We start from the raw sequence: 26,201 nt of genomic DNA, 5'->3' as shown, positions 1-26,201 counted from the left end.
TTGATCCCCATGGCAAAATTATCTGTAACTTTATTACAATTTCAATACCAAATAAACAGGTAAGTCAAATATTAAGATTTTTTTAGAAAAAATGAGAGATTTTATTCCGGGCATTCCCCTGATTCACCTGCAAACAGTGGATTCAACAAATGCATATGCTTCACGGTTGTTGCAGAAAGGTGAAGTTCAGGAAGGCACTGTAATTTTGGCAGACCACCAGGTTGGCGGTAAAGGACAGGGAGGCTCGGAATGGATAAGCGACAACGCTTCAAACCTGTTATTCAGCCTTGTTCTTAAACCTTCGTTCTTACCTGCCGACAGGCAGTTTTATCTGTCGATGTGTATTTCACACAGCCTGGCAGTGTTTTTATCGGTTTTGACAACAGGTGTCAGTATAAAATGGCCGAATGACATCCTGGTTGGCAAAAACAAGATTGCAGGAATCCTGATTGAAAATACAATAATGGGTGAATACCTGAATACCTGTGTAATCGGTATTGGCCTGAACATCAACCAGACCCTTTTCCCGGCTCATATACCAAATCCTGTTTCACTGAGGCAGATTACAGGAATTGTTTATGATTTGACAGAAATCCGTGAAAAACTGTTCCAAAGTCTGGCCACCGGACTCGATCTGTTGTATGATAACAAGCTTGAAATCATAAGGACAGCTTACCTGAACAAATTGTCAGGGCTCAATAAATGGACCTACTGTACTGACGACACAGGTCAATTTGAAGGCAGAATCATCGATGTGGCCGATTCAGGCGAGCTGATGGTGCTTCTGCGTAACGGCAATGTTAAAAATTACGGATTTAAAGAAATTTCTTTTGAATTATAAATTCAGACAGCTTCGAATTTAATATGCTCCACCTTGTCAATCATCAGGTCAAGAAACTGCTGAAGCGGCCCTTTTGCCATCATCTCCATGAACATGTTTAAATTGGCGTTCAGAATTACATTTACCTGCGATGCATTTTCAACCATAGGAAGAATATTGATCCAGAAAGTAAAATCAGCGGCCGTTCCCTCAATGGCATTAATAACCAATTGATCGAAAGGATGCTCTTCAGCAATTTTAAGCCCGATATCACCCATTCCCGGCAAGGTGAATCGGATTGAATCTTTTGTTATTTCAGTGTTTTCAAGCCTGTCGGCCGGAAGAAGATTGGCAAAATTTCTGAAATCGCTTATGTAATTGAAAACAACTTCCTGTTTCGCATTGGCTTTTCCTGTCTTACTCGTAAGTTTCAGCATAATATTTTATTTTTTCCAGTTTTCAGGAGATTTTCTCCATTCTTTCAACGTTTCAACCTGTTCTTCCGAAACATATCCTGTTTCAACGGCCAGTTCAATAAGTGCTTCGTAATTGCTAAGGGTGATCAGAGGGCAGTTTGCCTCCCTGAAAGCCTCTTCAGCCTTTGGAAAGCCATAAGTAAATATGGCAGCCATGCCTGTCACCTCGCAGCCTGCATCGCGCAATGATTTCACTGCCTTGAGGCTGCTGCCCCCGGTAGATATTAGATCTTCAATTACTAACACTTTTTGGCCTTTTGTGTAATGGCCTTCTATAAGATTTTCAAGACCGTGTCCCTTTGCTTCCGATCTCACATACATGAACGGTAAGCCCAGTGCGTCTGCCACGAGTGCCCCCTGTGCAATGGCGCCAGTAGCAACACCGGCAATTGCTTCTGTTGATAAATAATTTTCCCGTATAACCTTTACAAAACTATCTTTGATTTTGTTTCTTATTTCGGGGAAACCAAGAGTTTTCCGGTTATCACAGTAGATGGGCGATTTCCAGCCTGATGCCCATTGAAAAGGCTTATCGGGACTCAGTTTTATGGCATTACACTGAAGTAAGAGGCCTGCAACGGATTTGTGGACATTTTTCATATTGTAAATGTACAAAGTTTTTTTCAACGAACGGGTTGTGCTGCTGACGGATGATTTCATCCGGAACTTTCAGACAAAGTATGGTTTATTCTATAAATACAGAAATGTTGCTGAGTTGGGTGAGCTGCTTGATTTCTACTGGAATTTAAAGCAGGTTGACACTCTTTTTGTTTTTCATCATGATATCGATCAGCTCAGGGAGCGCTTTAAATCGTGCTTTGAAATGGTACATGCAGCCGGAGGGCTTATCCATAACACCGAAGGAGAATACCTTGTGATGAAACGTCGCGGCAAATGGGATCTTCCCAAGGGAAAAGTAAATAAGAACGAAACTATTGAAAAGGCTGCAATCCGTGAAGTCACTGAAGAAACCGGCCTGAGCAGTTTTGAAAATATCACTCCGCTGCTCTCCACCTACCACTGCTATTATATCGATAAAAAACCGATACTTAAACGTACGGCATGGTTTGACATGCTATATGACGGTCATGAGGAACCGATACCTGAAACCGATGAGGATATTTCAGAAATACGGTGGGTAAAAAAAGAAAAACTGAAAAGTATTGTTGATAATACCTACATGGCTATTATCGATGTACTTAAGTATGCCAACCTGTTATAGATCGCCCCTCGATTTCATTACATCAAAAAGCTTCTGCTCGAAATTCTCTGCCGGGGACGCGGACGGGGAGTAAATCAGCTTACCATCAGGTCCTATCAGGAAATACGTTGGAAATGCCCTGACATCATAGTCTTTTATGACCCCGGGCTGCTTGTCGTAATGCAGAAAAACCCAGTCGTACTTGTTCTTTTGTAAAAACTGGTTCAGCACTTCTTCCTGCGGATCGGTTGAGATTGTAATGATGGTGAGCTTATCCCCAATCCTCTGATGCATGGATGCCAGCATATTGAATTCATTCAGGCAGCTGTAGCTCTGGCATGTGCAGAAATTAAGGTAGACATATTTCCCCCTGAAATCGGAAAGCTTTACGAGGTTTCCTCGTGTATCCTGTAACTCAAAAGGCGGAGGCTCGTAGCCAGCCAGAAGACGGGTGATTTTATGCCTGATATTCATTCCGATGATCTCATGCTCACCAATTCGGGTCACCTGTATGAGAGTATCCAGAAGTTTCAGCAACCCGTTGCGTGAGAACTGGGTTCCATAAAATTCATCGTGAATCTCTTTCAGGATAACCATTTCTGTCAGGGTATCGTTGCTGAAATTTCCTGATTTTGAAAGGGTATGAAGTAAAGCATGATAGCTGCCTTTCTGGTTGATGTCATCATAAATATTCTTACCCAAATCACTTCGGCTGAACAGAATGAAATATTTTTCAAACACCTGGTTGAATAAATCGCCATACGCTGTGTTGTTATACAAAACCGGGTGATTATTGAAATACTCATCGGACAGGCTTTGAACTCTCTGGCGGTTAGCCAGCATTTTCAGCATTCCATAGTGATAGAGCCTGTAGTTCTTGAAATATGAATTATCATATGTCGAAAAGGCTGATTCAATCTGGCTTATATCTTTATCGATCTGTTTGAAGTCGGGTTTGGTATAAATGGTGTTCACATGCTTATCATAATAAGGAATGTAGGCATCATCAAACATGACGATGAGCATGTTCAGATCATCACTTTTGAAATTAGCCATGCCAAGATGTATCTCTACCGGTTCGAAATAAGGATTCAGCTGATCTTCGGGCGATTTGTCGCGCCTTTCGGGAAGTATTAGCTCATATGATTTTCCAGGCTCGGCAAAAAAATATCCCTGGTAAATGCCGATATAGGTAATGATCTGGGAGGTGAAATCCAGATCGATATCGGTCGTAAAATTCCCTTTTTCATTTACAATACAGGAACCGGCCTTCACCTCGGTACCGGTAATCCAGTCGGAGACACGGTAAAATGTAAGCTCTGTGCCGGAATATGACGGTGCATTGCCATAAAGTGTGACTCTGGCTGCAAAAGAAGATAATGTGCTGAGAATCGCGAGTATTGAAACAGCGAATTTTAATCCCATCCTATTTAATTACGTAGTTTTTAGGCACAAATTGGCGCACATCGCCGCCCTGTTTAATGATTTCCCTGATAATAGAAGAATTTACATGAGTATGCTCCGGAAGGGTCAACAGGAAAACCGTTTCGATTTCGGGGTACATGGCTTTGTTTGTCTGTGCAATGGCACGCTCATATTCAAAATCGGCAGCCGTTCTTAGTCCCCTGAGGATGTAACGCGACTGTTCTTTGCGGCAGAGATCGACAGTGAGTCCCTTGAAAATTTTAACTTCCACTCTCCCGCCTGTATCCTCAAAAACCTTCTGAATTCCTTCCGAAGTAACTTCTATGGGTATAAACCGGTTTTTAGTCGTATTGTATCCGATACCCACAATCACCTTATCAAACATATCGAGAGCACGCCTGACAACCGATTCATGTCCTATAGTAAACGGATCAAATGAACCGGGGAAAATGGCTATCTTTATTTTGTCATCGTACATAGTAACTATGATTAGTAAGGGTAAAGGTATATAAAAATAATAAAACGCAAGGGCGGCCGCAAGGGCCGCCTGCATCTTTTAATCCTGCCTATTACTGTCGATTACCGATTACTGATTACCGATTACTGATTACCGAATACCGATTACCGAATACCGATTACAGACTTCACCCGGGATGTTCAAACGCTGACTGGTCTTCGATGCTGCAGGTTTTCACTCCGCCTTCACCTGAAGTGCTCCGAAAACAACAGGAGCGTCAATAATGAGCTGGTTAAGAGCTACTCCGAAAGTGTCGGTGTTATACTGAATAGTACCGAAGGCCACGGTGTTGCCGTCAGGCATGGTTGCTCCGGCAAATACTGCATCGGACTTTATTTTTACAGGAGAGTTCTTGCTTATTTTTATAACTGAATTTCCAAAGATTGTGTTGATTTTAATACGGATAGGTTCGTTGTCGGGAAATTGCACATTGGTAAAATCGTAAACCGACCGGCCAAAGATCACATTGTATTCCGAATTATCTTTTGGCTGATCAAACACCGCTCTTTCCTCAAACATTGTATTTTTTTCGTCGTGATGATACCCTCCCCTGAACATCCAGGGTTTGCCGACAAGCAGGCTGATTCCGACAAAAATAAGGAAGAACGCAAATAGAATTCCGAACAGGTTCACGTCAAAAACAACGCGAAATATAGCTGCCAATCCAATCAGAACCAGCAACACACCCCAAAATAATCCTGGTGCCATTTTCATAGAGTTTAAAATTTAGGTGTAAAATAAGGCGTATTGTATCCCAAATCAAACCTTAAATCGGTGAATCAGGTTTTATAACCGGTATTATGCAAAAATTACAGGTTTAGCTACCTGGTCCTTAAGCAGCGCTGTCTGAAATACTTCCATCACATTCTTCACATAATGAAATTTCAGGCCCTTAAGGTAAATCTCATTAATTTCCCTGATATCCTTGCGATTGTCTTCCGACAGGATGATTTCTTTAATTTCCGCCCTCTTTGCTGCCAGGATTTTTTCTTTAATTCCGCCTACAGGCAGAACACGGCCACGAAGGGTGATTTCACCGGTCATGGCAATATTTTCTTTAACCTTTCTCTGAGTCATGGCCGAAGCAATGGATGTGGCCATTGTAACACCGGCAGATGGACCGTCTTTGGGTATGGCCCCTTCTGGAACATGAATATGAACATTCCAGTTTTCAAAAAGCTCGGGTTTCAGATCGAGCATGTCGCTGTGCGACTTGATGTACTCAAGGGCAATGACGGCCGATTCTTTCATCACATCGCCCAGGTTACCGGTAAGAGTCAGGTTGCCTTTCCCCTTACTGAGGCTGGTTTCAACAAAAAGAATTTCTCCGCCTACCGCTGTCCAGGCAAGTCCTGTAACCACGCCGGCAAATTCATTACCCTGGTATTTATCCTTCAGATATTTCGGTGCACCAAGGATTTCCTCTATATCTTTCTCGGTAAGCCGTTTGTTGAAATCTTCTTCCATGGCCACCTTACGGGCGATTACCCTGATAATTTTGGCAAGTGTCTTATCCAGCTCGCGAACGCCGGATTCATGGCTGTAGTTTTCGACAAGGTATTCCAGTATCTTTTTCGACAGGATCACAGCTTCAGGGTCCAGTCCATGATTGCTAAGTTCTTTGGGCACCAGGTGTCGCCGTGCTATCTCTACCTTTTCTTCAATTATATAGCCGCTTACATTGATAAGCTCCATCCTGTCGAGCAAAGCCGGGTTGATTGTAGTGGTAGTATTTGCCGTGGCAATGAAAAGCACTTTCGAAAGGTCGAATTCATGCTCTATGAAATTATCATAGAACGCGCTGTTCTGCTCGGGATCGAGTACTTCAAGAAGCGCTGATGAAGGGTCACCATGAAAATCTTTTCCCACCTTGTCGATCTCATCCAGCACAAATACCGGGTTTGATGATTTTGCTTTCCTGATGCTCTGGATAATCCGGCCGGGCATGGCACCAATGTAGGTTTTGCGATGACCCCTGATTTCAGCCTCATCGTGTAAACCACCGAGCGACATACGGATATATTTGCGGTTCAGGGCTTTTGCCACCGATTTGCCAAGCGATGTTTTACCCACCCCCGGAGGACCGTAAAGGCAGATGATAGGTGATTTCATATCCCCTTTCAGCTTAAGAACTGCCAGGTGTTCGATGATCCGCTCCTTAACCTTTTCAAGTCCGAAATGATCCTTGTCCAGTATGCGCTGGGCTCTTTTCAGATCGAAATTATCTTTTGTATACTCGTTCCATGGTAACTCCAGCAGCGTCTGCAGATAATTCAGCTGTACGGAGTACTCGCCGGTTGCCGGGTTAAGCCGGTTGAGTTTGTCTACTTCTTTCATGAAGGACACGCCCATTTCCTTGCTCCATTTCTTTTTCTTAGCCCTGTTCTTTAGCTCCTCAATTTCCTGTTCAATAGGGTTGCCACCCAGTTCATCCTGGATGGTTTTCATCTGCTGGTGCAGGAAATATTCGCGCTGCTGTTGATCCATATCAATCTTAACCTTGGTCTGGATATCATGCTTCAGCTCAAGCATCTGCACTTCTCTCGACAGGTATTGAAGCAGCGCTGTGGCCCGTTTTTTAAGATTGTTTTGTTCAAGCAGGTGCTGCTTTTCATGCATGCGGATATCGCTGTTCGAACTGATGAAGTTGATCAGGAAAGATGAGCTTTCTATGTTCTTAACAGCAAATGATGTTTCAGGGGGTATATTGCTTGAAAGTTTGATCATTTTGAGCGAAAGGTCTTTCAGCGAACCGACGATGGCTTCGAATTCATGGTCCTTTCTTTTTGGCTTGACATCTTCGAGGGCTGAAACGCGTGCTACATAATAAGGCTCTGTACTGACAATTTCGTCAATTTCAAACCTCCGTTTTCCCTGTATGATCACCGATGTGGATCCATCAGGCATTTCCAGTATGCGCAGCAACTGGGCCATTGTACCCACATTATACATTTCATCCGGTTCAGGGTCATCAATATTCGGATCCTTCTGAGCCACTGTTCCTATAATTTTATTTTTCTGGTAGATTTCCCTGACAAGCCGCATTGATTTCTCACGGCCAACGGTAATGGGAATGATAACCCCCGGGAATAAAACAGTATTGCGAAGAGGTAATATGGGAAGCGTATCGGGAACTTTCGTCATTGAAATACTTTCTTCATCCTCTTCCGAAATCAACGGAATGAAGTCAGTATCCTCATTGGGTAATAAAAACAAATCTGCGGCCTTCTTTACGTGCGAATTACTCATAATGTAACTTTTCCTCCTGAGAGTTTAAAACAAAAAAAAAGACAAATTGTCAGCAATCGGTGATTAAAATAATCCCAATAGACGTAACAATCTCTATGCCATGAAAATATTTTAAGCAATTACCAGTATCAGATTGTTTTACGATAACGTCCTGTAAGAGTGAACAGCTGGCTGATGATATTCCTGTCATTTTCATCCAACGGCTTTTGATGAAGGGCCATGCACTTTTCAATCGTATCCAGGGCGTTAGAAAGGCGATAAGTTTCAAAACCGGCTGCTCCTCCCCAGGAGAACGACGGGATAAAACTGCCTGGAAAACCGGATCCGTATATATTTGCCGATATACCCACCACCGTGCCTGTATTAAACATTGTGTTAATGCCACAACGAGTATAGTCGCCCATAAACAGGCCGCAAAACTGAAGTTCGGTATCTTCAAATTTCCCGGTTGCATAATCCCAAAGCTTCACATTTCCGAAGTTATTCTTAAGGTTGGATGCGTTGGAACCGGCGCCGATGTTGCACCATTCACCAATAACCGAATTACCTATATAACCTTCATGTACTTTGTTCGAATACCCGAGAATGACCGAGTTGGTGATCTCCCCGCCTGCTTTTGAATAGGGGCCGATTGTGGTGGGACCATAGATCATGGTGCCCATTTTAAGAATGGAACCTTCACAGAGTGCAAGGGGGCCCCTGATCAGGGATCCTTCCATAATGACTGTGTTTTTGCCGATGTAAACGGGACCGGGATTGGCATTAATTGTCACACAATCCATCACCGCACCTTCTTCAATGAAGATGTTACCCGGATTAATAAGGTTATTGCTGCTGTTAACTGGTGCGGAAATTCTTCCTTCGGTGAGCAACCTGTAATCTGACAGAAGCTCTGAACCGTTAAGCCTGTATATATGCCATAGCCTGGCAATGTGATTGAAATCAGATTGGGCTTCACGAACCGTATATCCCTTCGGGGGCAGTCCGTCAAATTCATCCAGGATATTAGCAGTAATGCATCCGGCAACAAACACATTGCCTTTCATAAGAACCTCGCCGCCCGACAGGCTTAAGATTTCATCCACAAGAGATCTGTTGGGAGTGACGGAGCCGTTGATCACCAAATTTTCACCTGATTTTACAAGATTGTATTTCTCCCGGAGGTAATTGACAGTTAAATAAGAGAATGACTGACCGGTCCATTTTTCCCATTTCTCGCGAATGGTCAGGATGCCAATCCTGAGTTCGCATACCGGCCGTGTAAAAGTGAGCGGCAGCAGGTGATCACGGTACAAATCATCAAATAGAATATAACTACGGTTATCAGCTGACATAAAAGTCACAGTGTTATACAAATATAAATAAAAACTCCGTTTTCAGGAATATGAAAACGGAGTCGGATTATTATCGAACAAAAACAACCTCAATTACTGTTTTTTCTTATCGTAATGGCTTTTATAACGATTCATAAACTTATCCACACGTCCTGCAGTGTCAACCAGTTTCATCTTACCGGTGTAAAAAGGATGGGAAGTATTTGAAATTTCAAGTTTGATCAACGGATATTCTTTTCCGTCTTCCATGGTAACTGTTTCTCTCGAAGCAGCTGTTGACCTTGTAAGAAAAGTATGACCGTTTGACATATCCCTGAAGGCAACCAGCCTGTAACTTTCGGGATGTATTCCTTTTTTCATAATTCTGTCTTTATAAATCGGGTTGCAAAGATAAATAATGATTTTAAAAGATCAAAATTTTCCTTAGGTCTTTTTAAGATCTTTCATGGTTTTATGGCTAAGGTTATTGAAACGCTCGAATGGAGCATTCGGGTCAAACATATAACGGTAGGTTATATGCGTCTTTGCCTTTTCAGCACCAAACTGGGCATACATTCGATTTACGGTAACATTGTAATCGCCAACCCACGAAAGTTCAAGCTCTTCCATACCTTTTTGGCGCATTGTATCGGTAATTTTAAGGTAAATACCGCCAACAACACCGGTTCGCTGGTACTCGGGAATGACACCCGACAGCAAAAGCCTGCCGCGCTTGACCACTTTCTTTTTATAATAGAACAGCTTAATGATGTTCATAAAAGTAAGGCGGCCGTTTTTCAGTTTCTTCAAAACCTGGTTTACATCGGGGAACACGATCAGAAAGCCTATCGGCTCATTGTTATGATAGGCGAACCATATAAGATCTTCATCGAGAATGGTGCGCGCATCCTGGAAGATGCTGTTGATATCCTCGTATGCAAGCGGTGTATAATTTTCATGGAAGTCAGACCAGATTTTATTATACATCCAAACAAGGTTCTTGAGGAACTCTTCAGCATGCTTCATTTCAAAATGCCTGAACGAGTATTCAGGTTTCCTCCAGAAACGTTCACCGAACTTACGCATTTGCTCGGGATACGGCCGGCTGAAGGTGTCGTGGAAACTGTACATTTCGAAATAGGTCTTGAAACCATATTCTTCAAAAAGCGTCTTATAATACGGAAAGTTATAGGGCATACCGTATGCCTGGTGCATGAAACCTTCGACAAGCAGTCCCCAGTTCACAAAATTTTCACCGAAATTGATAGGGCCGTCCATTGCCTGCATCCCTTCTGAAGCGAGCCACGCTTTGGCGGTATCAAAAAGCAGGTTGGCGGCGGACTGATCGTTGATGCATTCAAAAAAGCCGATGCCTCCTGTTGGTTGCGTGTTATGAAAGGCTTTGTTCTTATCATAAAAAGCTGCGATTCTGCCAACCAGGTTGCCTTCACCGTCCTTAAGAATCCACCGGCAGGCATTGCCGTTTTTGTACGATGAATTTTTAGCCGGATTAAAGGTATTATCAATTTCAATATCCAACGGACAAGTCCAGTGTGGATCGTTCCTGTAAAGGATTTTCGGAACTTCGAGAAATTGTTTTGCCGTTTGCTTGTCTTTTACTTCTGTGATAATCATGGGTTATAATTTAAACCATTCTTCAGTCCAGTTATTGTCACAAATCTTCTGCGATTTATGCTGAAATTCATTTTTCCTGGGATCATAAATATAATCCTTTTTCCATTCGGGGAAATTTGAAACAATCTGCTTCATCGCGTCCACAAAGAAATATATGTCTTCATCCTTCATGACGGGGTGCAGCGATAGTCTTACCCAACCCGGTTTGTCCGACAGATCCCCCTGGTTAATCTTCTCGGTAATAGCGTGCGACCGGTCATAGGTAACTTTTAACAGGAAATGCCCGTAAGTTCCGGCACAGGCGCACCCTCCCCTCACCTGGATTCCGAAACGGTCGCTCAGCATCCGGCACATCTGGTTAAAATGGATTTTTGCATGATAGAACGAAATGATCCCGAGCCTGTGAATATTGTTTTCGGCAAGAATTTTAAGGCCGGGAACTGTTTTCAGGCCTTTCATAGCTATCTCCACAAGCTGTTCCTCACGCTGCATCATCTTATCGACGCCCATTTTATCCTTCAGTTCCATGGACAGGGCTGCCCTGAAAGCCTGAATGAACCCGGGAGTCCCGCCATCCTCGCGGGCTTCAATATCATCCACATATTTGTACTCTCCCCATGGGTTCGTCCAGTCGACGGTGCCTCCGCCGGGGTTATCCGGAATTTCCGACTGGTAAAGTGAGCGGTCAAAGATAAGTACACCCGATGATCCGGGACCACCCAGGAATTTATGGGGTGAAAAATAGATGGCATCCAGTTTTTGCATCGGGTCATCCGGATGCATATCGATGTGAACGTAGGGTGCCGATGCAGCAAAGTCAACAAAGCATAAACCCTGGTGCTTATGCATAATGGCAGCCATTTCATGGTAAGGCGTAATGATACCTGTTACATTGGAACAGGCCGTAAAGGCGCCGATCTTAAACCTGCGGTTTTTATACTCCTCAAGAGAACGCTCCAGCGCCGACAGATCAATAAGTAACGAAGGCGTTGGCGGAATCATAACCACATCGGCGATGGTTTCATACCACGAGGTATGGTTGGAATGATGCTCCATGTGGGTTATGAAAACCACCGGTTTTTCGTTGATATCGGTAAAATCTGATTTCCCCCTTTTATTACCCGACCGCATGCTAAGGATTCGCTGAAGTTTATTCACAACCGTTGTCATGCCTGATCCTGCGGTTATGATAATATCATTGGGTCCGGCATTCACATGCTTTTTAATGAAATCATGTGCATACCGGTAACACTGCGTCATCCTGCTGCCTGTTTCACTTGTTTCAGTATGGGTATTGGCAATAAAAGGGCCGAAAACCGTGGCAATTCTGTCTTCAATCGGTCTATAAAGGCGTCCGCCTGCCACCCAGTCGAAATACCGGATCAGCTTCGTCCCGTAAGGCGATTCAAAACAGGCTCCTTCTCCAATGATCTGTTGCCTGAAAGGTTCAAAATGCGCTTCAAGCGATGGCATAAGTTAATATCACGGATACTGCTAAAAATACTATTCTTTTTCAAATAATAACCTGATAGAAATACCTATTTAAAAATCGATAAGAATTAAAAATCCCGACACATTCTGTATCGGGATTTCGGGTGGAAGACCGGGCTCGAACCGGCGACCTCCAGAGCCACAATCTGGCGCTCTAACCAACTGAGCTACGACCACCATATGGAGGCGCAAATTTAATTATCTTTTGATGTTTTTAAAATAAATCATTAAAAAAAGCCTGCAGGTCTCTATTAATCAATCATTGCAGGTACCTGACAAGAATGGAATATAGTTCCTGCCGTTTTATCGGTTTGGAAATGTATTCGTCAAATCCTTCTTTTTTAAGCCTGACCACTTCATCCGACAGCGCATAGGCTGTCTGGGCAACTACCGGTACTATCAAACCGGCTTTACGCAATGCATGCAGGGCTTCAATTCCATCCATCACGGGCATTTTTATGTCCATGAGAACGACCTTTATATCATGATGTTTCATCACCAAATCAATGACTTCTTTGCCGTTGATGGCGCGAAGAACCCTTATACGGGCATTTTTAAGTATCTTATCGAGATAATTGAAATTTGAATCATCATCCTCTGCTACCAGTATAACCTGGTAACCGAAATCGGGCATAATCTCTTCCTGCTTTTTTCTAAGTACTGTTGAAATGCCTGCAGATCCTTTCATAAACGGTATGGTGAAAAAGAATATGGAGCCTTTACCGTATTCCGATTCAAGCCACATGGTTCCTCCCAGCAAGTGCACAAGCTGGTACGAAATGGCAAGGCCAAGACCGGTTCCCCTGTGAAGTTGCAGGTTATCCTCTTCAAGTTTCCTGAATCGTTCAAAAACAAGTTGCTGGTGTTCTGCCCGAATTCCAACGCCTGTATCACGCACGTAAAACCTGAGCATCCCGCCATCTTTAATCTGACTGCAGCCGACTTCAATAAATCCTTTTGCAGTGAATTTAATGGCATTATTGATCAGGTTCGAAATTACCTGGGTCACACGAAGGCTGTCGGTTACAATATGAGATTTCTGAAGGCTTTCTTCGATATTTACTTTCAGCTCTACCTGCTTATTTAAACCGAGATCATCCCTTTTCATGAACATATCAAAGATACCGGCCAGGTCATTGATTATCATTTCGAGTGAAACACTTCGCAGGTCAAGCTCGAGCTGTCCCGCTTCAATCTTCGAAATATCAAGGATGTCATTGATCAACTCAAGTAAGGTATTGCTGCTGCCCTGGATTATCCTGTTGTATTCCTGGCGATCATTATCGGTCAGGTTTTTTTCGCTCAGCAGGGATGAAAATCCAAGAATGGCATTCAGAGGGGTGCGTATTTCATGCGAAAGATTGGCAAGAAATGACGATTTCAGCCGGTCGGCTTCTTCAGCCTTGTTTTTTGCCTCGATTAATTCCCTTGTCCTCTCTTCAACTATAGTCTCCAGCTGGTTCCTGTGAAAATCAAGTTCACTGTTCTGGGCAAGAATATGCAGCTTCTGCTCAGTCAGCATCCGGTTGGTATTCTCCAGTTCATCGCGCTGGGCAACCAGTTTCTCATTTTGCGAATTGATCTCTTCCTGCTTTTCTTCGAGTGCCACAGCCACCTCTTCAAGTTGCAGCGTTCTGTCGCTTACAAGCCGCGTGAGCTTGTTTTTCTGTTTCTCGTAAAAATGAACTCTCAGGTAAAATATTGAAATCAGTAATAATAGCAGTAAGGCATATAAAAGAACCCTAAACCACCAGGTTTTCCACCATGGCGGAAGCACAATGATTTCAAGTGTGGTTACCTTTGGATTCCACAACTGATCATTGTTTGATCCTTTAACTCTGAAAGTGTAGCGACCCGGGTTTAAATTGGTATATGTAACCTCATGCTTGGTACCCGGTTTGCTCCATTGTGTGTCAAAACCTTCAAGCTTGTAAGAATAAAGATTCTTATGCGAATTAGAGAAATTAAGTGCCGCAAAATGAATGGTAAATGCCGTTTGACCAGAATTCAAATTAACCGACCGGGCAAATGAGATATTTTTATCCGTAACCGAAGGAAATGACCAGGGATCCACGGTCCGTCCCTCAATATTCAATTCAGTAATATAAACAGGCGGAATACGTGAATTATCCTTTATGCGTTCCGGATCGAAATAATTGAACCCGCTCTTATTTCCCAGGAAAATTCTGCCATCCGAGCTTCTGAGTGAGGCGACATAATTAAATTCATCGGTAAGCAGGCCGTCGGCTTCATCATAATGACGGACACTGTGATCCACCGTGTTGAATCGCACCAATCCTATATTCGTAGAAATCCAAAGATTATCCGTGTTGTCGGCCGTAATGGATAGAACAGCAGTTCCTCCAGGCTGATCCGTTAATTTAAAATGTTCAAAGCCTTTGGTAAACGGATTAAAAAGATTCAGAGCCTGTTCTGTCCCAACCCACAAACGCCCCCTGGCGTCCTGAAAAATATCATAGACACAATTACCGTAGATTCCGGATTTGACATTATTTCCTGAAACATAGTTAATAAAATTATCAGAGTCAGGATTATAAAGGCTTAACCCGTTTTGTGTGCTCACCCATATCTTTCCGTCATTGTCTTTGAAAACCTTGTAGACACTGTTATCACTCAGGCTGTGTGAATCGGCGGGATTATGCAGGTAATGGTAAAAGCGGTTATTGCGGGTATCAAACCGGTCGACTCCGTCACCCATAAATCCGATCCACATCATCCCATTATCGTCTTCGCAAACCGACCAGACATTCGTACCCCCTATACCTGTCTTATTCTTTAGTTCGAACTGGTAATGGGTATATTTCCCTGTAACGGCATCAATCTTTGTCAGTCCCTCCAGGTATGTGCCTATCCACATGTCGCCGTTAGCCGATTTGAAAATATCAACCACATTGTCACTGCGGATTGAATTGATATCTTCCGGATTATATCGAAGATGCTTAATGGTGTTTGTTCTCAGGTTATACACATCTATACCTTGTCCATCGTATCCAAGCCATAAATTTTGTTTGTTATCTTCTGCCATGCAAAGGACTGATCCCACACTGAATTCTGTACCGGGTAACCTGGGCAGCTCCGTATCATTGCTGAATTTCTTAATAAGAGGATCATAAATATTGATTCCCCCGTTATAGTTACCTATCCAAATGACACCCTCGGGCGATTTATATACTGTATAAATCTGGTCGTTGCTGATTGTAGATGGATCGTACCTCCGGTTTTTATGATAGGTAAAGGTGCCGGTGTTCTGATTGTATAAGTTCACACCACCGTGATCCGTACCGACAAGAAAAATCCCTCCCCCGAGTTCCGCCACATCGGCAACAGCATTTTCATTCAGGTTTTTGTTTCCTGGACCTTTTTGAAAATGTGAAAATTCAAGGGTTTTCTGGTTATAAAAATACAACCCGTTTTCAGTGCAGTACCATATATTGCTTTCGAGGTCCACATAAAGATGCCCGAAAGTGGTGGTAGTTCTGTCTGTAAGATTTCTGTCGTAGAGGCTATAAAAAGTACCTATCTGTGTGACCGTATTGTAGCGGGTTAAAACTCCTTCGGATGATGCAAGCCAGAGGAAGCCCTGTTTATCCTCCCCGATGCCTGTTATGTAATTGCTGCCAATATCGTTGGTTGATAGTGAATCATGATAGAAATGGATAAACGTATCACTTTTCCGGTCATACAGATTCAGTCCGCCACCTGAAGTGCCAATCCACAGGTTTTTACGGGAATCCTCAAACAGACAACGGATATCGTTCGAGCTTATCGAGTTTTCGTTTGCCTGATCGTACGTGTAGTTTTTAAAAATCTCCCTTTCCCTGTCGAACCGGCAAAGCCCGCTGCCCGGAGTTCCCAGCCACAATATTCCGTAACTGTCTTCAAAAATTTTCAGTATATAATTCGAAGGCAACCCGGCGGAATCCGATGCATCATGCCTGTAATTCACAAAGTCGGCACCATCATAACGATAGATACCCATTTCAGTGGCGAACCACATGAAACCCATCTTATCCTGCAGAATGCCGGTGATTGTTCCCTGGGAAAGACCGTTATCTACTTCGAGGTGCTTAAATTTCAGCTGTAAATCCTGGGCGGAGGTCTTAAACGGAAATAATACTGAGATACATAGCATCAAGAAAACGCCGTTTCTCAGTAGTAATGGCCGCATGAGTATAAATTGAGAGATGAAGTAAATATAGCATTTATTTGATTACTTCCTTCATCCGTGAAACAGATTGCATTGATGTCAGAGAGTCAGGGTTACCTGTATACCCCATGAACGGAACATATCTTTGTTAAAGCCCGCAAAAACACCCACGTTAGCTATCATGTAAATCTGGCCCATGCTGTAACCGGCCTCCCAGTAATGAAGTCCACCTCCACCGGCAAGGTAATTCAGATGCAGGTTTTCAACCCACAATTTATTGCTCAGGAAAGGAAGATATTTAAAAAGAAGATACGGTGTTGTATATTCAAGGTGAGCTTCGGCATATTTGTCAGTTATAGCAAATTTGTAAAAGGGCAGCAGTCTGAAAGCACCTTTGGCGCTTGAGCTGAATATGAGGGGCAGATCCTGGTTATTGAAAAACTTGTCATCCATGGCATATATCTTATTCCGGTTAAGGAAAATCCCGCCCTGTATATTCCATGAAAACGAATGCATCATCTGCCAACTGATATTTTGCCGTATTCCGGCTTCAAGGTAATCGTAATCCGCCGTGCTTTTAACTATTCCGGGAAGTGCCATCCGGTTCCGCAGGTAAAAAGTAGGAAACTTTGAGTATTCGTAGTGTTTCGCACCTCCCCATATCCTGTAATGGTATTGCGGTGTATATTCGATTGTCGCATCCCAGTATGCTTCCTCGTTATAGAGATTTCGTGGTAAGACTTCCAACCTGTCACCCGGGATATTGGCAGAAAAATTCCTTGTTTTCCTGTAGAAAAACGAAAAATCTGAATGATTGTGCAGAGGCTGAGCTGTTCTGTAACCAATCTGCGCCTTCAGATTCAATCCGTTGGCCAGGTCAATCCTGTTTTCAAGGTATATCAGGTTCTGCTGGTACACCTTCAAGTAGTTTCTCCTGAATATAAGCGAAGCACCCGTATTGGCCAGTGAACGTATACCGGATTCACCGTTATAGTCGGCCGACTGGCTGGCAATATTAAAAGTAAGACTTCCTCCGCGCATCGGGGCATAGTCATACTCTGCTTTTGTCCACCACATCATGCGTTCACGGCTGAAACCATATGCAGCACCAGGCTGAATTATAAGTTTATGTGTTGAATCGATTGTTTGCTGCAGAGTGAATGCCTGTTTGTAAACAAAACCATCCACAGTATTGTAATCGACTTTTTTAAGACCTATAAGGCCTTCATACTGAACATGCAGGGTTGAATCAAACATCATGAATCCGGCACCCTGGGTGAGGAAGCGGGAAACTTTAGAAAAAGGCTTGTCCTTATTCGCGGTATTGATGCCAAGCGAAAGTGTGTCCCCGGAGCTTTGTTTCCCGGCGGCTTTGCTCACAGGTTTTACCTCAGATTCGAGTTTACTTAGCGGAATCGGTCTGACCGAGCTCCAGTAAGTGGAATCATTGTTTAACGCTCCCTTTTCAACAACTACCTTTGTATGATTTTCCTCCGGCTTGATTTCGAGAGACTTCTCCTTAATCGTATCCTGAGAAGCCTCACGGGCCATAAGAGCCGATAGTTTCACGACATCCCTGTTCGAAAGATCCTCCTTGGATAAAAGGCTTTCGATCTGCTGCTGGTTTTTTGTTTTTGGCGCGGCTTTTTCGGCTGCAACAGCAGTAGGTTCCTGAACGGGACGGATTTCTGCGTTTTTCTCATTCAGTACTACCTCGTCGAATTTTACGGAGCTTGCATAATTAAATGATGCTTTAATTCCCATCATCGAGGCATCAGCTGAAAACTGGTAGCTCACCGGCAGCCAGGCGGTATTTTTTACAGGAGAATAAATTGTTTTATATTTCAGTGAACCAAAAAACATGTTAACGGCTACATCGGCTGAATGAAGACACCACAGCCTGTCAACAATAAACAGGGTGCCCCGCATCAACTGCTGGCTGTTGTGTTTAGGTATAACGGATATTTTAAAGATTACCTGCCCGCCTTCTTCAATAAAACCCTCGTACCGGTAAGTATAGTACTGAAATGCCTTGGGAGCCAGGGGAGAAATAAAATCTTCCACCTTGGGCTCATACAAACTCGAATTAATAAGGCCCATCGGGTTTATATCGTCACTGTTCCAGGGAAACGTACTTTTGATCGAAATCACTTTTTGTTCGTAGTTGTCAGGGGCCGTGAAGGTGATCTTATTGACCGACTCCTCCATGTATACATCACCTGTTTTGAACATGGCGGGTTCTCCGTTAACCGCTGTACGTTTTGATATGAATTTCGGCATCTTTATAATATGCGCTGTACCTCTCAGGTAAACATTGGCAACATATTGCTTAACCTGATTGAGGTGATAGGGCGCCAGGCCGATGACCTTTCTCATAATGGCATAGGCCGGATCTTCTTTACCGGGCCTGATAATCACTTCCTTCACCTGTACAGGCTGTTCGGAAAGCACTACATCGAATTCAACCGTTTTGCGCTGTACTTCAATATTTTTACGGAGTAAAAAATATCCCATTGCTTTATAAACAATGGAATGGCGGCCTGAATCAAGTTTCAGTTCATAGAATCCTTCGGCATTGGCCGTAGTACCTGACAATGATGTTTCGTCATAAACAACGACAAAGGGCACGGGAACGTTCCTAGTATCTGTTATTTTGCCTTTAATGCTTTGTGATTGTGTAACGGATGGAAACAGGATAGAAATAAAAAGTACGACAGGCCAGATAAACCGTAGATTCATGTTTAGGGTGTTTATCATAATGACGAACAGAACCGTATGTTTGTTACAGCAACAAATGCTTTGCCTTAAGGTTCTGTGCTATAATGCCATTCTCCTGTCTTTCTGTCGGTTTTATAATTTCCCTTTTCTTTTAATTTGCCGTTTTCATAATAGGAAAGATAAGTACCATCAAGTGAATCATTTTTGAACGTAGCCTCTTTCACTATCTTTCCATCCCGGTTATAAAACTCCCACTTACCGGAGAGGTGGCCTTTATTATAACTTCCTTTCCTGCAAAGATTGCCGTTAGGATACCAGCTCTGTGTCTTTCCGTTCAAACGGCCTCTCTTTACAGTGAATACCTCTTTAACCTTATCCGTGTTTCTGAAAAACACTACACAGGTACCTGAAAAAGGCTTATACGTGTTATGGATATAGATAATATCTCCGGCAATCTGCTCTTCGGTATAAACCACAGTTTTGTGGCTGCAACTGAAAGCAAATAAAACCAATATTATTATATACCATTTCATTTTGCTGATCCTAAATACTTCTTTCATTTGTATTAACGGGTCAGCCGGTGACAGGTTGGTTTTTATTGATCAACTGAAGAAAATCTTCTGCCGAAGTTTAAAAACCAAATGATCAATGTACTTCTACTTTTTCAGCTCTGTCTCACGGGTCCAATCCTCTGCGCGGCCCACGAATTTCATACCGAGCACATAACCTTTAAGGGTCATCACATTATCATTATCCTCAAACCACATGTAGCAATCGTAAGTTTTTCCGTTATCCGGATCGTATACGGTACCGCCTTCCCAGCGCTTTTTATCTGCATTATAACTGAAATCCTTAAGGATCATGAGCCCCCATATCTTCTTGTTCCGCTGGGCAGCATCTGGATTGTTTACATCCAGCTTATCCTTATCGGTTTCAAGCCATTCAACTTTCCCGTAATATTTGCCGTTGGTTGCTTTAAAAATTCTTACCTGTGAAGTGCCTTTTGCAGGCTTCCAAATCCCTACAATTTTGTCGGCCTGGCAAAAAACGGTTGATGCAAAAAACAGCAGGCACAGTGAAATCAGAATGTTTTTCTTCATAATGGTATCTATTAGAGTGATAATAATTAGAATAAAGTTAATTTTTTCTCTCTAATATGACGTATTCGAAGTCAAATTCGTCACCCTTTTGTTCCTCGCGTGAAATCTCATTCCATTCATCATAGCGGATTTCAGGAAAAAAGGTATCCGCATCAAATTTTTTATGAATCAGCGTCAGGTACAACTTATCGGCAAAAGGTAAAAACTGCCTGTAAATTGATGCTCCGCCAATAATGAAGTTTTCAGCATCATCTTCGCACTGCTGAATGGCTTCATCAACGGAATACACATGAATACAACCCTCAAATTGATCGGAACGGTTATCGGTGATAACAATATTCCGCCTGTTTTTCAGAGCACCTCCCGGTAGTGAAAGAAAAGTATTCTTACCCATGATAACGGTATGCCCCGTTGTTATTTGCCTGAAGCGGGGAAGATCTCCCGGAATATGGGCCAGCAGACGATTATTTTTTCCTATGCCAAAATCTTCGGCAATGGCAACAATGATGGAGATGTGTTTTTTCATCACACTGCAATATCACCTTTTATATGAGGATGAGGATCGTAACCTGACAGGGTGAAATCCTCGAATTTAAAATCATTGATGTCTTTTACATCCTGGTTTATATGCATTATTGGCAGCGGGCGCGGTTCACGGCTCAGCTGAAGCTTTACCTGTTCTACATGATTTTTATAGATGTGCGCATCTCCCAGGGTGTGCACGAATTCACCGGGAACAAGTCCTGTAACTTGAGCCACCATCATCATCAACAGGGCATAAGATGCAATATTGAAAGGCACCCCGATGAAAATATCAGCACTTCGTTGGTAGAGCTGGCATGAAAGCCGGCCATCAGCCACGTAAAACTGGAACAAAACATGACAGGGCGGAAGGGCCATGTTACCGATGTCGGCTACATTCCATGCGCTAACTATGTGTCTACGTGAATCAGGATTGTTCCTGATACTATTGATGACTGCAGCTACCTGGTCAATGGATCCTCCGTTGTAAGCAGGCCAGCTGCGCCACTGGTATCCGTAAATATGGCCCAGGTTACCTTCGGCATCAGCCCATTCATCCCAGATGCTGACCTTGTTATCATGAAGATATTTTACATTGGTTTCTCCCCTGAGAAACCAGAGCAATTCGTAGATAATGGAACGAAGGTGCAGCTTTTTAGTTGTAAGAACGGGAAAACCATCTTTCAGATCAAAACGCATCTGGTAACCGAAAACGCTGTAGGTTCCGGTACCTGTCCGGTCGCTTTTTTCAGCTCCATGATCAAGCACGTGTTGCAGCAGGTTAAGATATTGTATCATTGATACCGGAATTTTAGGCAAAAATAGCAAACTGACAGGTTATCCTTAAGAATCACAGGTTAAAGTTATTTACATGTGTTGATTTCTTTTAAGATATTAACATTAAGACAACATCAAATTTTTAGTATTTTTAGCCGTTTATCAGACAGCCTGTGCTTCGAATTAACCAATGATACCTGACAACGTGCGACCTGGCAAGCCTCTTATAGCAATATTCCTCTTTGTTTTTTCATTATCCTTTGAGGTTAAGGGTCAGTATAATTTTACTATTGACGATGCCGAAGGCTGTACACCCATGAAGGTAAAGTTCAGCTTTCAGAGCACGGCGTCTGCCGATTCAGTGGATACTTATTACTGGGATTTCGGAAACGGATCTACAAGCCTGTTGGCCGATCCCGATACAGTTACCTATGAAACCGAAGGAACATACGACCTCACATTGATTCTGAGATTTTCCAGCGGGTCGGAATTATGGATTGTTAAGCCCGATTCAGTGATCGTCCATAGTTCTCCCGTTGCATCATTTAATTATGATAATCCTTCGCAGACTCCGTATTTCGTGCGCCTTCAACAAAACGGGGTCACCGATACAGGAAGTTTTTATACATTTGACTGGGATATCCAGGATATCGGATCAAGGACGGGCGCTTCGGTGAATGTTGATTTTCCCCGATTTGACACGTTTTCTGTAACTCTTACCGTTACAGATATTTATACCTGTTCAGCTTCACAGACAAAAATTATACCCATTCTTGAACACGTCACAGTTCAAAATGTCTTTACGCCAGGAGGAGATGATACAGAAAACAATTACTTCATTGTTCAAAGCGCCGGCGATATACCGCTGAGAATTAAAATCTATAGCCGCACAGGTATCCTTGTATATGAAGCAGAAGGTCCTGTCATTGCGTGGAATGGAGAAACCGCGTCAGGTGACAAACTTAAAACCGGCGTATACTTTTACACATTGGAAGCCATTACAGGTGATCCAAACAAAGTGTATACAAAATCCGGATTTGTTCATATGTACAGAAAAGACTAGTACCCGTTTTCACCATGCCGAGGTTATTTACAATCATTTTTGCCTGCATAATTTTCCTTTTCCCTTTTTCTATAATCCATTCACAGCAGGTTAAAAACCAGAGACCCAAAATAGGACTTGTTCTCAGCGGCGGCGGAGCTAAAGGTCTTGCCCATATAGGGGTTCTGAAAGTACTCGAGGAAGCCGGAATTGTGCCTGATTATATAACAGGCACCAGCATGGGAAGCATTGTTGGTGGATTATATTCTATCGGCTATACGGCAGAAGATCTTTCAACATTAAATAAAAGTGTCGACTGGAACATCCTTCTCTCCGATGATGTGCCCCTGCAAAACGTTGCCCTTGACGAAAAGAGAGAATACAGGCGGTCGTTTGTGGAACTCCCCATCCGGGGGAAAAAGGTTATGCTGCCATCGGGAATGCTCGAGGGACAAAACCTTGCCCTGCTGTTGTCCGGACTCACCTGGCGAACTGCAGGTATTGAATCTTTCGACCGGTTTCCTTTTCCCTACCGATGTGTGGGAACTGAAATCATAAACGGTGAAATTGTTGATTTCAGGGATGGCGACCTGGCAGCGGCGATGCGGGCCAGCATGGCCATACCCAGCGTTTTTTCACCGGTTGTTTTCGACAGCACAAGGGTAATTGTGGATGGAGGCGTGATGCGCAATTTTCCGGTACAGGAAGCCATTGACATGGGAGCCGATATCATCATCGGCGTTTACACCGGATTTATGGATCACATTACTTCAGGTGAACTCAGTTCATTGGATAAGATCCTTAGCCGTTCAGCCGCTGTTTATGGCATTGCCGATTCAAGGGAACAGGCTAAGAAAGTGGATATCCTTATTACGCCTGATTTGTCCGGTTATACGTCTGCTGATTTTACCCGGGGTATTGAAATTGAAAAGGCCGGTGAGATGGCAGCCCGTGAAAAAATTACTCAGCTCAGGGCATTGGCTGACAGTTTAAACAATCTGGGCTTAAGAAAAAAGCCGGCTCCGCTTCCTGAAATCGACAGCATTTTTATTACCCGCGTTTCGGTGAATAACCTGCAGTATTATGACCAGAGCCTGGCTTATGGTAAAATCAATGTCAACCGCAATTCATGGCTGACAAAAGAAAAACTTCAAACCGGCATTGAAAGGCTTTTCGGAACACAATATTTTGATAAGCTCACCTACTCCTTTGAAAAGGAGGGTAAGGGCTATATCCTCAAAATGAATGCTCATGAAAAGCCGCCAGCTTCAATTAAGGTTTCCGTTCATTATGATAATTTCTATGGAGCCGGACTGGTTGTTAATTACACAAGAAGTAACCTGCTGATATCTGGTACAAGATTGACGGCGGTGGCTGATTTCAGCGAATTCCCGCAGGCAAGGCTGAATTACAGAAAGTACACAGGTGCAAAAATGAACGGGCTGGCTGGCTTTGAGATTTATTATGAATCAAACCTGATACCCGGTTATATCCAGGGTAAGGAAATCGGGTACCTGAAACAATACCATTTCACATCCTCGCTTTCAATAAAAAGGGTAATTGACCTGAACCAGCAACTGGGCACAGGGCTGTTGTTTGAAACATCAGGTGTTTATCCGAGCAAATCGATGCAAACCCTGTACCCTGCAGATTTTAATTACAGGCGTAACGGATTTACCGGATTCGGACTGGAAGGCACCTACGGATTAAATACACTCAATGATCTTATGTATCCCTTTGTAGGAAGCGTGATCAATATTAGTCTCAAGGGCATTTTAAAACCTTTTACCGATGTCAGGTATCTTGAAAATGCAGAGCAAAACCAGGAAAAACTGAATTCATTCGCCAAACTGTATATGAGTTTTGAGGGATTCAAACCTCTGGGCCCTAAATTGTGTTTGAACTCTGCCTTTTCAACAGGGTTAAGCACGAACCAGTTTGTTGTTTCCGATAATTACTACCTGGGCGGTTATAAAAATAACCTCAGACGCAATCATATTCCGTTTGTTGGCTATAACCTGGCCGAAGTGATAGCTCCCGACTTTTTTCTTGTCAAAGTGGGCTTTAATTACAGGCTTTACCGGAATTTTCAGCTGGAGGCAATGATTAACGGTATGACAATGGGTCAGACATTTAATGACCTCATTGAATCAACATTTGTTTTGAAAAGTGAAAACACATTCCTGGGTTATGGAAGCGGCATAACCTATAATACAATGCTTGGGCCTTTCAGTGTTTTTTTCGCTGTAAACAATAAAGAACCCAATCTTACATGGTACCTGAACTTCGGATTTACCTTCTGATCAGAATCGTTTTCCTATAGCCTCCCAGTTCAGAATATTCCAGAAGGACTGGACATAGTCGGGTCTCCGGTTCTGATAATCAAGATAATAAGCATGTTCCCATACATCGCATGTCAGAATCGGCGTCATGCCATTACGTAAAGGATTGCCGGCATTGGATTCCTGAACAATCCGGAGTTTTCCGTCCTTGTCCTTTACAAGCCATGCCCATCCGGAGCCAAACAATGTGGCAGCCGATTTGGCAAATTGTTCCTTAAATGAGGCAAATGAACCGAATGTGGCGTCAATGGCACTGGCCAGGTGCCCGATCGGTTCACGGGGTCCGGATGGTGAAAAGGATTCGAAATAAAAAGTGTGATTCCATACCTGTGCGCCGTTGTTGAAGATTCCGCCTTCCGCCTCCTTAATAATGGTTTCAAGCGAAGCGTTTTCAAACGGGGTTCCTGTAACCAGGTTATTCAGGTTATTTACATAAGCCTGATGGTGTTTCCCATAGTGGAATTCGATGGTTTGCTTCGAAATAACAGGCATCAGCGCATCCGGCGCATACAGCAGTTCTGGCAGTTTAAATGGCATAGTTTAAGGATTTATACCTTAAAATTAAACAATTGGAGGGTTCACTGCAAGAACTATTAAATTTTTTGCGAAATTATACCCTTGAATTATATTGTGCCTATGCCGGCAGATTCCTGTCTGCCGGCAGGCAGGGCTTCTGACCGTAGGAACCGGTCATCGCAAAGAAGGCAGGGCTGGGGGCGGATAGCCCCATTATTTAAGTTTCCTACTTACTTCTTCCCAATTCACAACATTCCAGAAAGCAGCTAAATATTCATTCCTGCGGTTCTGGTATTTCAGGTAATAGGCATGCTCCCACACATCAACTCCGAGAAGAGGGGTTCCCTTAACCTCGGCAAGATCCATCAGAGGATTGTCCTGGTTAGGCGTTGAAGTAACCTTAAGTTCATTCCCTGTTTTCACAAGCCATGCCCAGCCCGATCCGAATCTCGTCATGGCTGCATTGGTGAATAGCTCCTTGAATTTATCAACCGATCCGAAGCTCCCGTTGATGGCATCCAGGAGAGCTCCCGAGGGACCTGACCCTGAATTAACCTTAAGCAATTTCCAGAAAAAAGTATGATTGTAGTGTCCTCCGCCATTATTCCGCACAGCAGGGGCCAGTTTCGAAACATTGGCTAAAATTTCCTCAATGCTTTTATTCTCCCATTCGCTTCCTGAAACTGCATTGTTAAGGTTATTTACATAAGCCTGGTGATGTTTGGTGTAGTGAATCTCCATGGTACGGGCATCAATATGCGGCTCGAGAGCTGCAAAATCATATCCAAGAGGTTGTAATTCAAAAGCCATGATTATTTTTAATTTTAATTGTTTATACTATTTATATTTATTCTAAATAACATTAACCGAATAACATTTGTTTAACCAT

22 protein-coding genes and 1 tRNA gene are annotated in these 26,201 nt (G+C 43.1%); 4 read left to right on the top strand and 19 right to left on the bottom strand.

Features of this window, described 5'->3' with window-relative positions:
- The first annotated feature begins 91 nt into the window (after nt 1-91).
- Nucleotides 92-841, top strand: a complete 750-nt coding sequence (locus VK179_17695; GenBank protein ID HLO60588.1) for a biotin--[acetyl-CoA-carboxylase] ligase — start codon at nt 92-94, stop codon at nt 839-841.
- Nucleotides 842-843: 2 nt separating this feature from the next.
- On the opposite strand, the gene VK179_17690 is transcribed toward VK179_17695, so the two are convergent.
- Nucleotides 844-1,257 (bottom strand): hypothetical protein, encoded by a 414-nt coding sequence (locus VK179_17690; protein ID HLO60587.1) that lies wholly within the window; start codon nt 1,255-1,257, stop codon nt 844-846.
- A 6-nt stretch (nt 1,258-1,263) separates the two neighbouring features.
- The gene (gene pyrE, locus VK179_17685; protein ID HLO60586.1) at nt 1,264-1,896 is read right to left on the bottom strand and encodes an orotate phosphoribosyltransferase; all 633 of its coding nucleotides are present in this window, start codon (nt 1,894-1,896) and stop codon (nt 1,264-1,266) included.
- A 7-nt stretch (nt 1,897-1,903) separates the two neighbouring features.
- On the opposite strand from pyrE, the gene VK179_17680 reads away from it, so the two are divergent.
- Nucleotides 1,904-2,518 carry an NUDIX domain-containing protein gene (locus VK179_17680; GenBank protein HLO60585.1) on the top strand — a complete coding sequence of 205 codons (615 nt, stop codon included), beginning with the start codon at nt 1,904-1,906 and terminating at the stop codon, nt 2,516-2,518.
- Here the strand turns inward: VK179_17680 and VK179_17675 are convergent.
- From VK179_17675 to VK179_17605, 15 genes are all read right to left on the bottom strand, one after another.
- On the bottom strand, nt 2,513-3,922 hold the full coding sequence (locus VK179_17675) for a TlpA disulfide reductase family protein (protein HLO60584.1): 1,410 nt from the start codon (nt 3,920-3,922) through the stop codon (nt 2,513-2,515). The two genes, VK179_17680 and VK179_17675, sit on opposite strands and share 6 nt — an antisense overlap.
- Before the next feature lies 1 nt (nt 3,923).
- Complete coding sequence (coaD, locus tag VK179_17670; protein ID HLO60583.1) at nt 3,924-4,400, bottom strand: pantetheine-phosphate adenylyltransferase; 477 nt, start codon at nt 4,398-4,400, stop codon at nt 3,924-3,926.
- Between the two features lie 213 nt (nt 4,401-4,613).
- Nucleotides 4,614-5,147 (bottom strand): LiaF domain-containing protein, encoded by a 534-nt coding sequence (locus VK179_17665; protein ID HLO60582.1) that lies wholly within the window; start codon nt 5,145-5,147, stop codon nt 4,614-4,616.
- A gap of 90 nt (nt 5,148-5,237) precedes the next feature.
- Nucleotides 5,238-7,688 (bottom strand): endopeptidase La, encoded by a 2,451-nt coding sequence (gene lon / locus VK179_17660; protein HLO60581.1) that lies wholly within the window; start codon nt 7,686-7,688, stop codon nt 5,238-5,240.
- 128 nt (nt 7,689-7,816) lie between these two features.
- A complete protein-coding gene (locus VK179_17655) occupies nt 7,817-9,022 on the bottom strand; it encodes a putative sugar nucleotidyl transferase (GenBank protein ID HLO60580.1) in 1,206 nt (401 codons plus the stop codon).
- A 93-nt stretch (nt 9,023-9,115) separates the two neighbouring features.
- Nucleotides 9,116-9,382 (bottom strand): type B 50S ribosomal protein L31, encoded by a 267-nt coding sequence (locus VK179_17650; protein HLO60579.1) that lies wholly within the window; start codon nt 9,380-9,382, stop codon nt 9,116-9,118.
- A 63-nt stretch (nt 9,383-9,445) separates the two neighbouring features.
- On the bottom strand, nt 9,446-10,636 hold the full coding sequence (locus tag VK179_17645) for a GNAT family N-acetyltransferase (protein ID HLO60578.1): 1,191 nt from the start codon (nt 10,634-10,636) through the stop codon (nt 9,446-9,448).
- Between the two features lie 3 nt (nt 10,637-10,639).
- On the bottom strand, nt 10,640-12,109 hold the full coding sequence (locus VK179_17640) for an aminotransferase class V-fold PLP-dependent enzyme (protein HLO60577.1): 1,470 nt from the start codon (nt 12,107-12,109) through the stop codon (nt 10,640-10,642).
- 120 nt (nt 12,110-12,229) lie between these two features.
- A tRNA-His gene (locus tag VK179_17635) sits at nt 12,230-12,305 on the bottom strand.
- A gap of 81 nt (nt 12,306-12,386) precedes the next feature.
- Nucleotides 12,387-16,316, bottom strand: a complete 3,930-nt coding sequence (locus VK179_17630) for a two-component regulator propeller domain-containing protein (GenBank protein HLO60576.1) — start codon at nt 16,314-16,316, stop codon at nt 12,387-12,389.
- A 78-nt stretch (nt 16,317-16,394) separates the two neighbouring features.
- A complete protein-coding gene (locus VK179_17625; protein ID HLO60575.1) occupies nt 16,395-19,034 on the bottom strand; it encodes a DUF5686 family protein in 2,640 nt (879 codons plus the stop codon).
- A 65-nt stretch (nt 19,035-19,099) separates the two neighbouring features.
- Nucleotides 19,100-19,573: a hypothetical protein gene (locus VK179_17620; GenBank protein ID HLO60574.1), complete on the bottom strand. Its 474-nt coding sequence runs from the start codon at nt 19,571-19,573 to the stop codon at nt 19,100-19,102.
- Nucleotides 19,574-19,669: 96 nt separating this feature from the next.
- A complete protein-coding gene (locus VK179_17615) occupies nt 19,670-20,113 on the bottom strand; it encodes a DUF2147 domain-containing protein (protein ID HLO60573.1) in 444 nt (147 codons plus the stop codon).
- A gap of 37 nt (nt 20,114-20,150) precedes the next feature.
- Entirely contained in the window at nt 20,151-20,639 is a 489-nt protein-coding gene (locus tag VK179_17610; GenBank protein ID HLO60572.1) for a dihydrofolate reductase, read from the bottom strand.
- Nucleotides 20,639-21,433 (bottom strand): thymidylate synthase, encoded by a 795-nt coding sequence (locus VK179_17605; protein ID HLO60571.1) that lies wholly within the window; start codon nt 21,431-21,433, stop codon nt 20,639-20,641. Before VK179_17605 ends, VK179_17610 begins: the two co-directional genes overlap by 1 nt.
- 169 nt (nt 21,434-21,602) lie before the next feature.
- Here VK179_17605 and VK179_17600 point away from each other — a divergent pair, with 169 nt between their 5' ends.
- A complete protein-coding gene (locus VK179_17600) occupies nt 21,603-22,475 on the top strand; it encodes a PKD domain-containing protein (protein HLO60570.1) in 873 nt (290 codons plus the stop codon).
- A 14-nt stretch (nt 22,476-22,489) separates the two neighbouring features.
- A complete protein-coding gene (locus VK179_17595) occupies nt 22,490-24,757 on the top strand; it encodes a patatin-like phospholipase family protein (protein HLO60569.1) in 2,268 nt (755 codons plus the stop codon).
- Here the strand turns inward: VK179_17595 and VK179_17590 are convergent, their stop codons facing one another.
- Nucleotides 24,758-25,333: a superoxide dismutase gene (locus VK179_17590; protein HLO60568.1), complete on the bottom strand. Its 576-nt coding sequence runs from the start codon at nt 25,331-25,333 to the stop codon at nt 24,758-24,760.
- A 192-nt stretch (nt 25,334-25,525) separates the two neighbouring features.
- Nucleotides 25,526-26,122, bottom strand: a complete 597-nt coding sequence (locus VK179_17585) for a superoxide dismutase (GenBank protein HLO60567.1) — start codon at nt 26,120-26,122, stop codon at nt 25,526-25,528.
- Nucleotides 26,123-26,201: the final 79 nt, after the last annotated feature.

The sequence above is a fragment of the Bacteroidales bacterium genome (genome assembly GCA_035299085.1).
Classification (GTDB): Bacteria; Bacteroidota; Bacteroidia; order Bacteroidales; family UBA10428; genus UBA5072.
The sequence above is the reverse complement of the archived record's forward strand: the minus strand, read 5'-3'. Positions and strand labels throughout refer to the sequence as shown.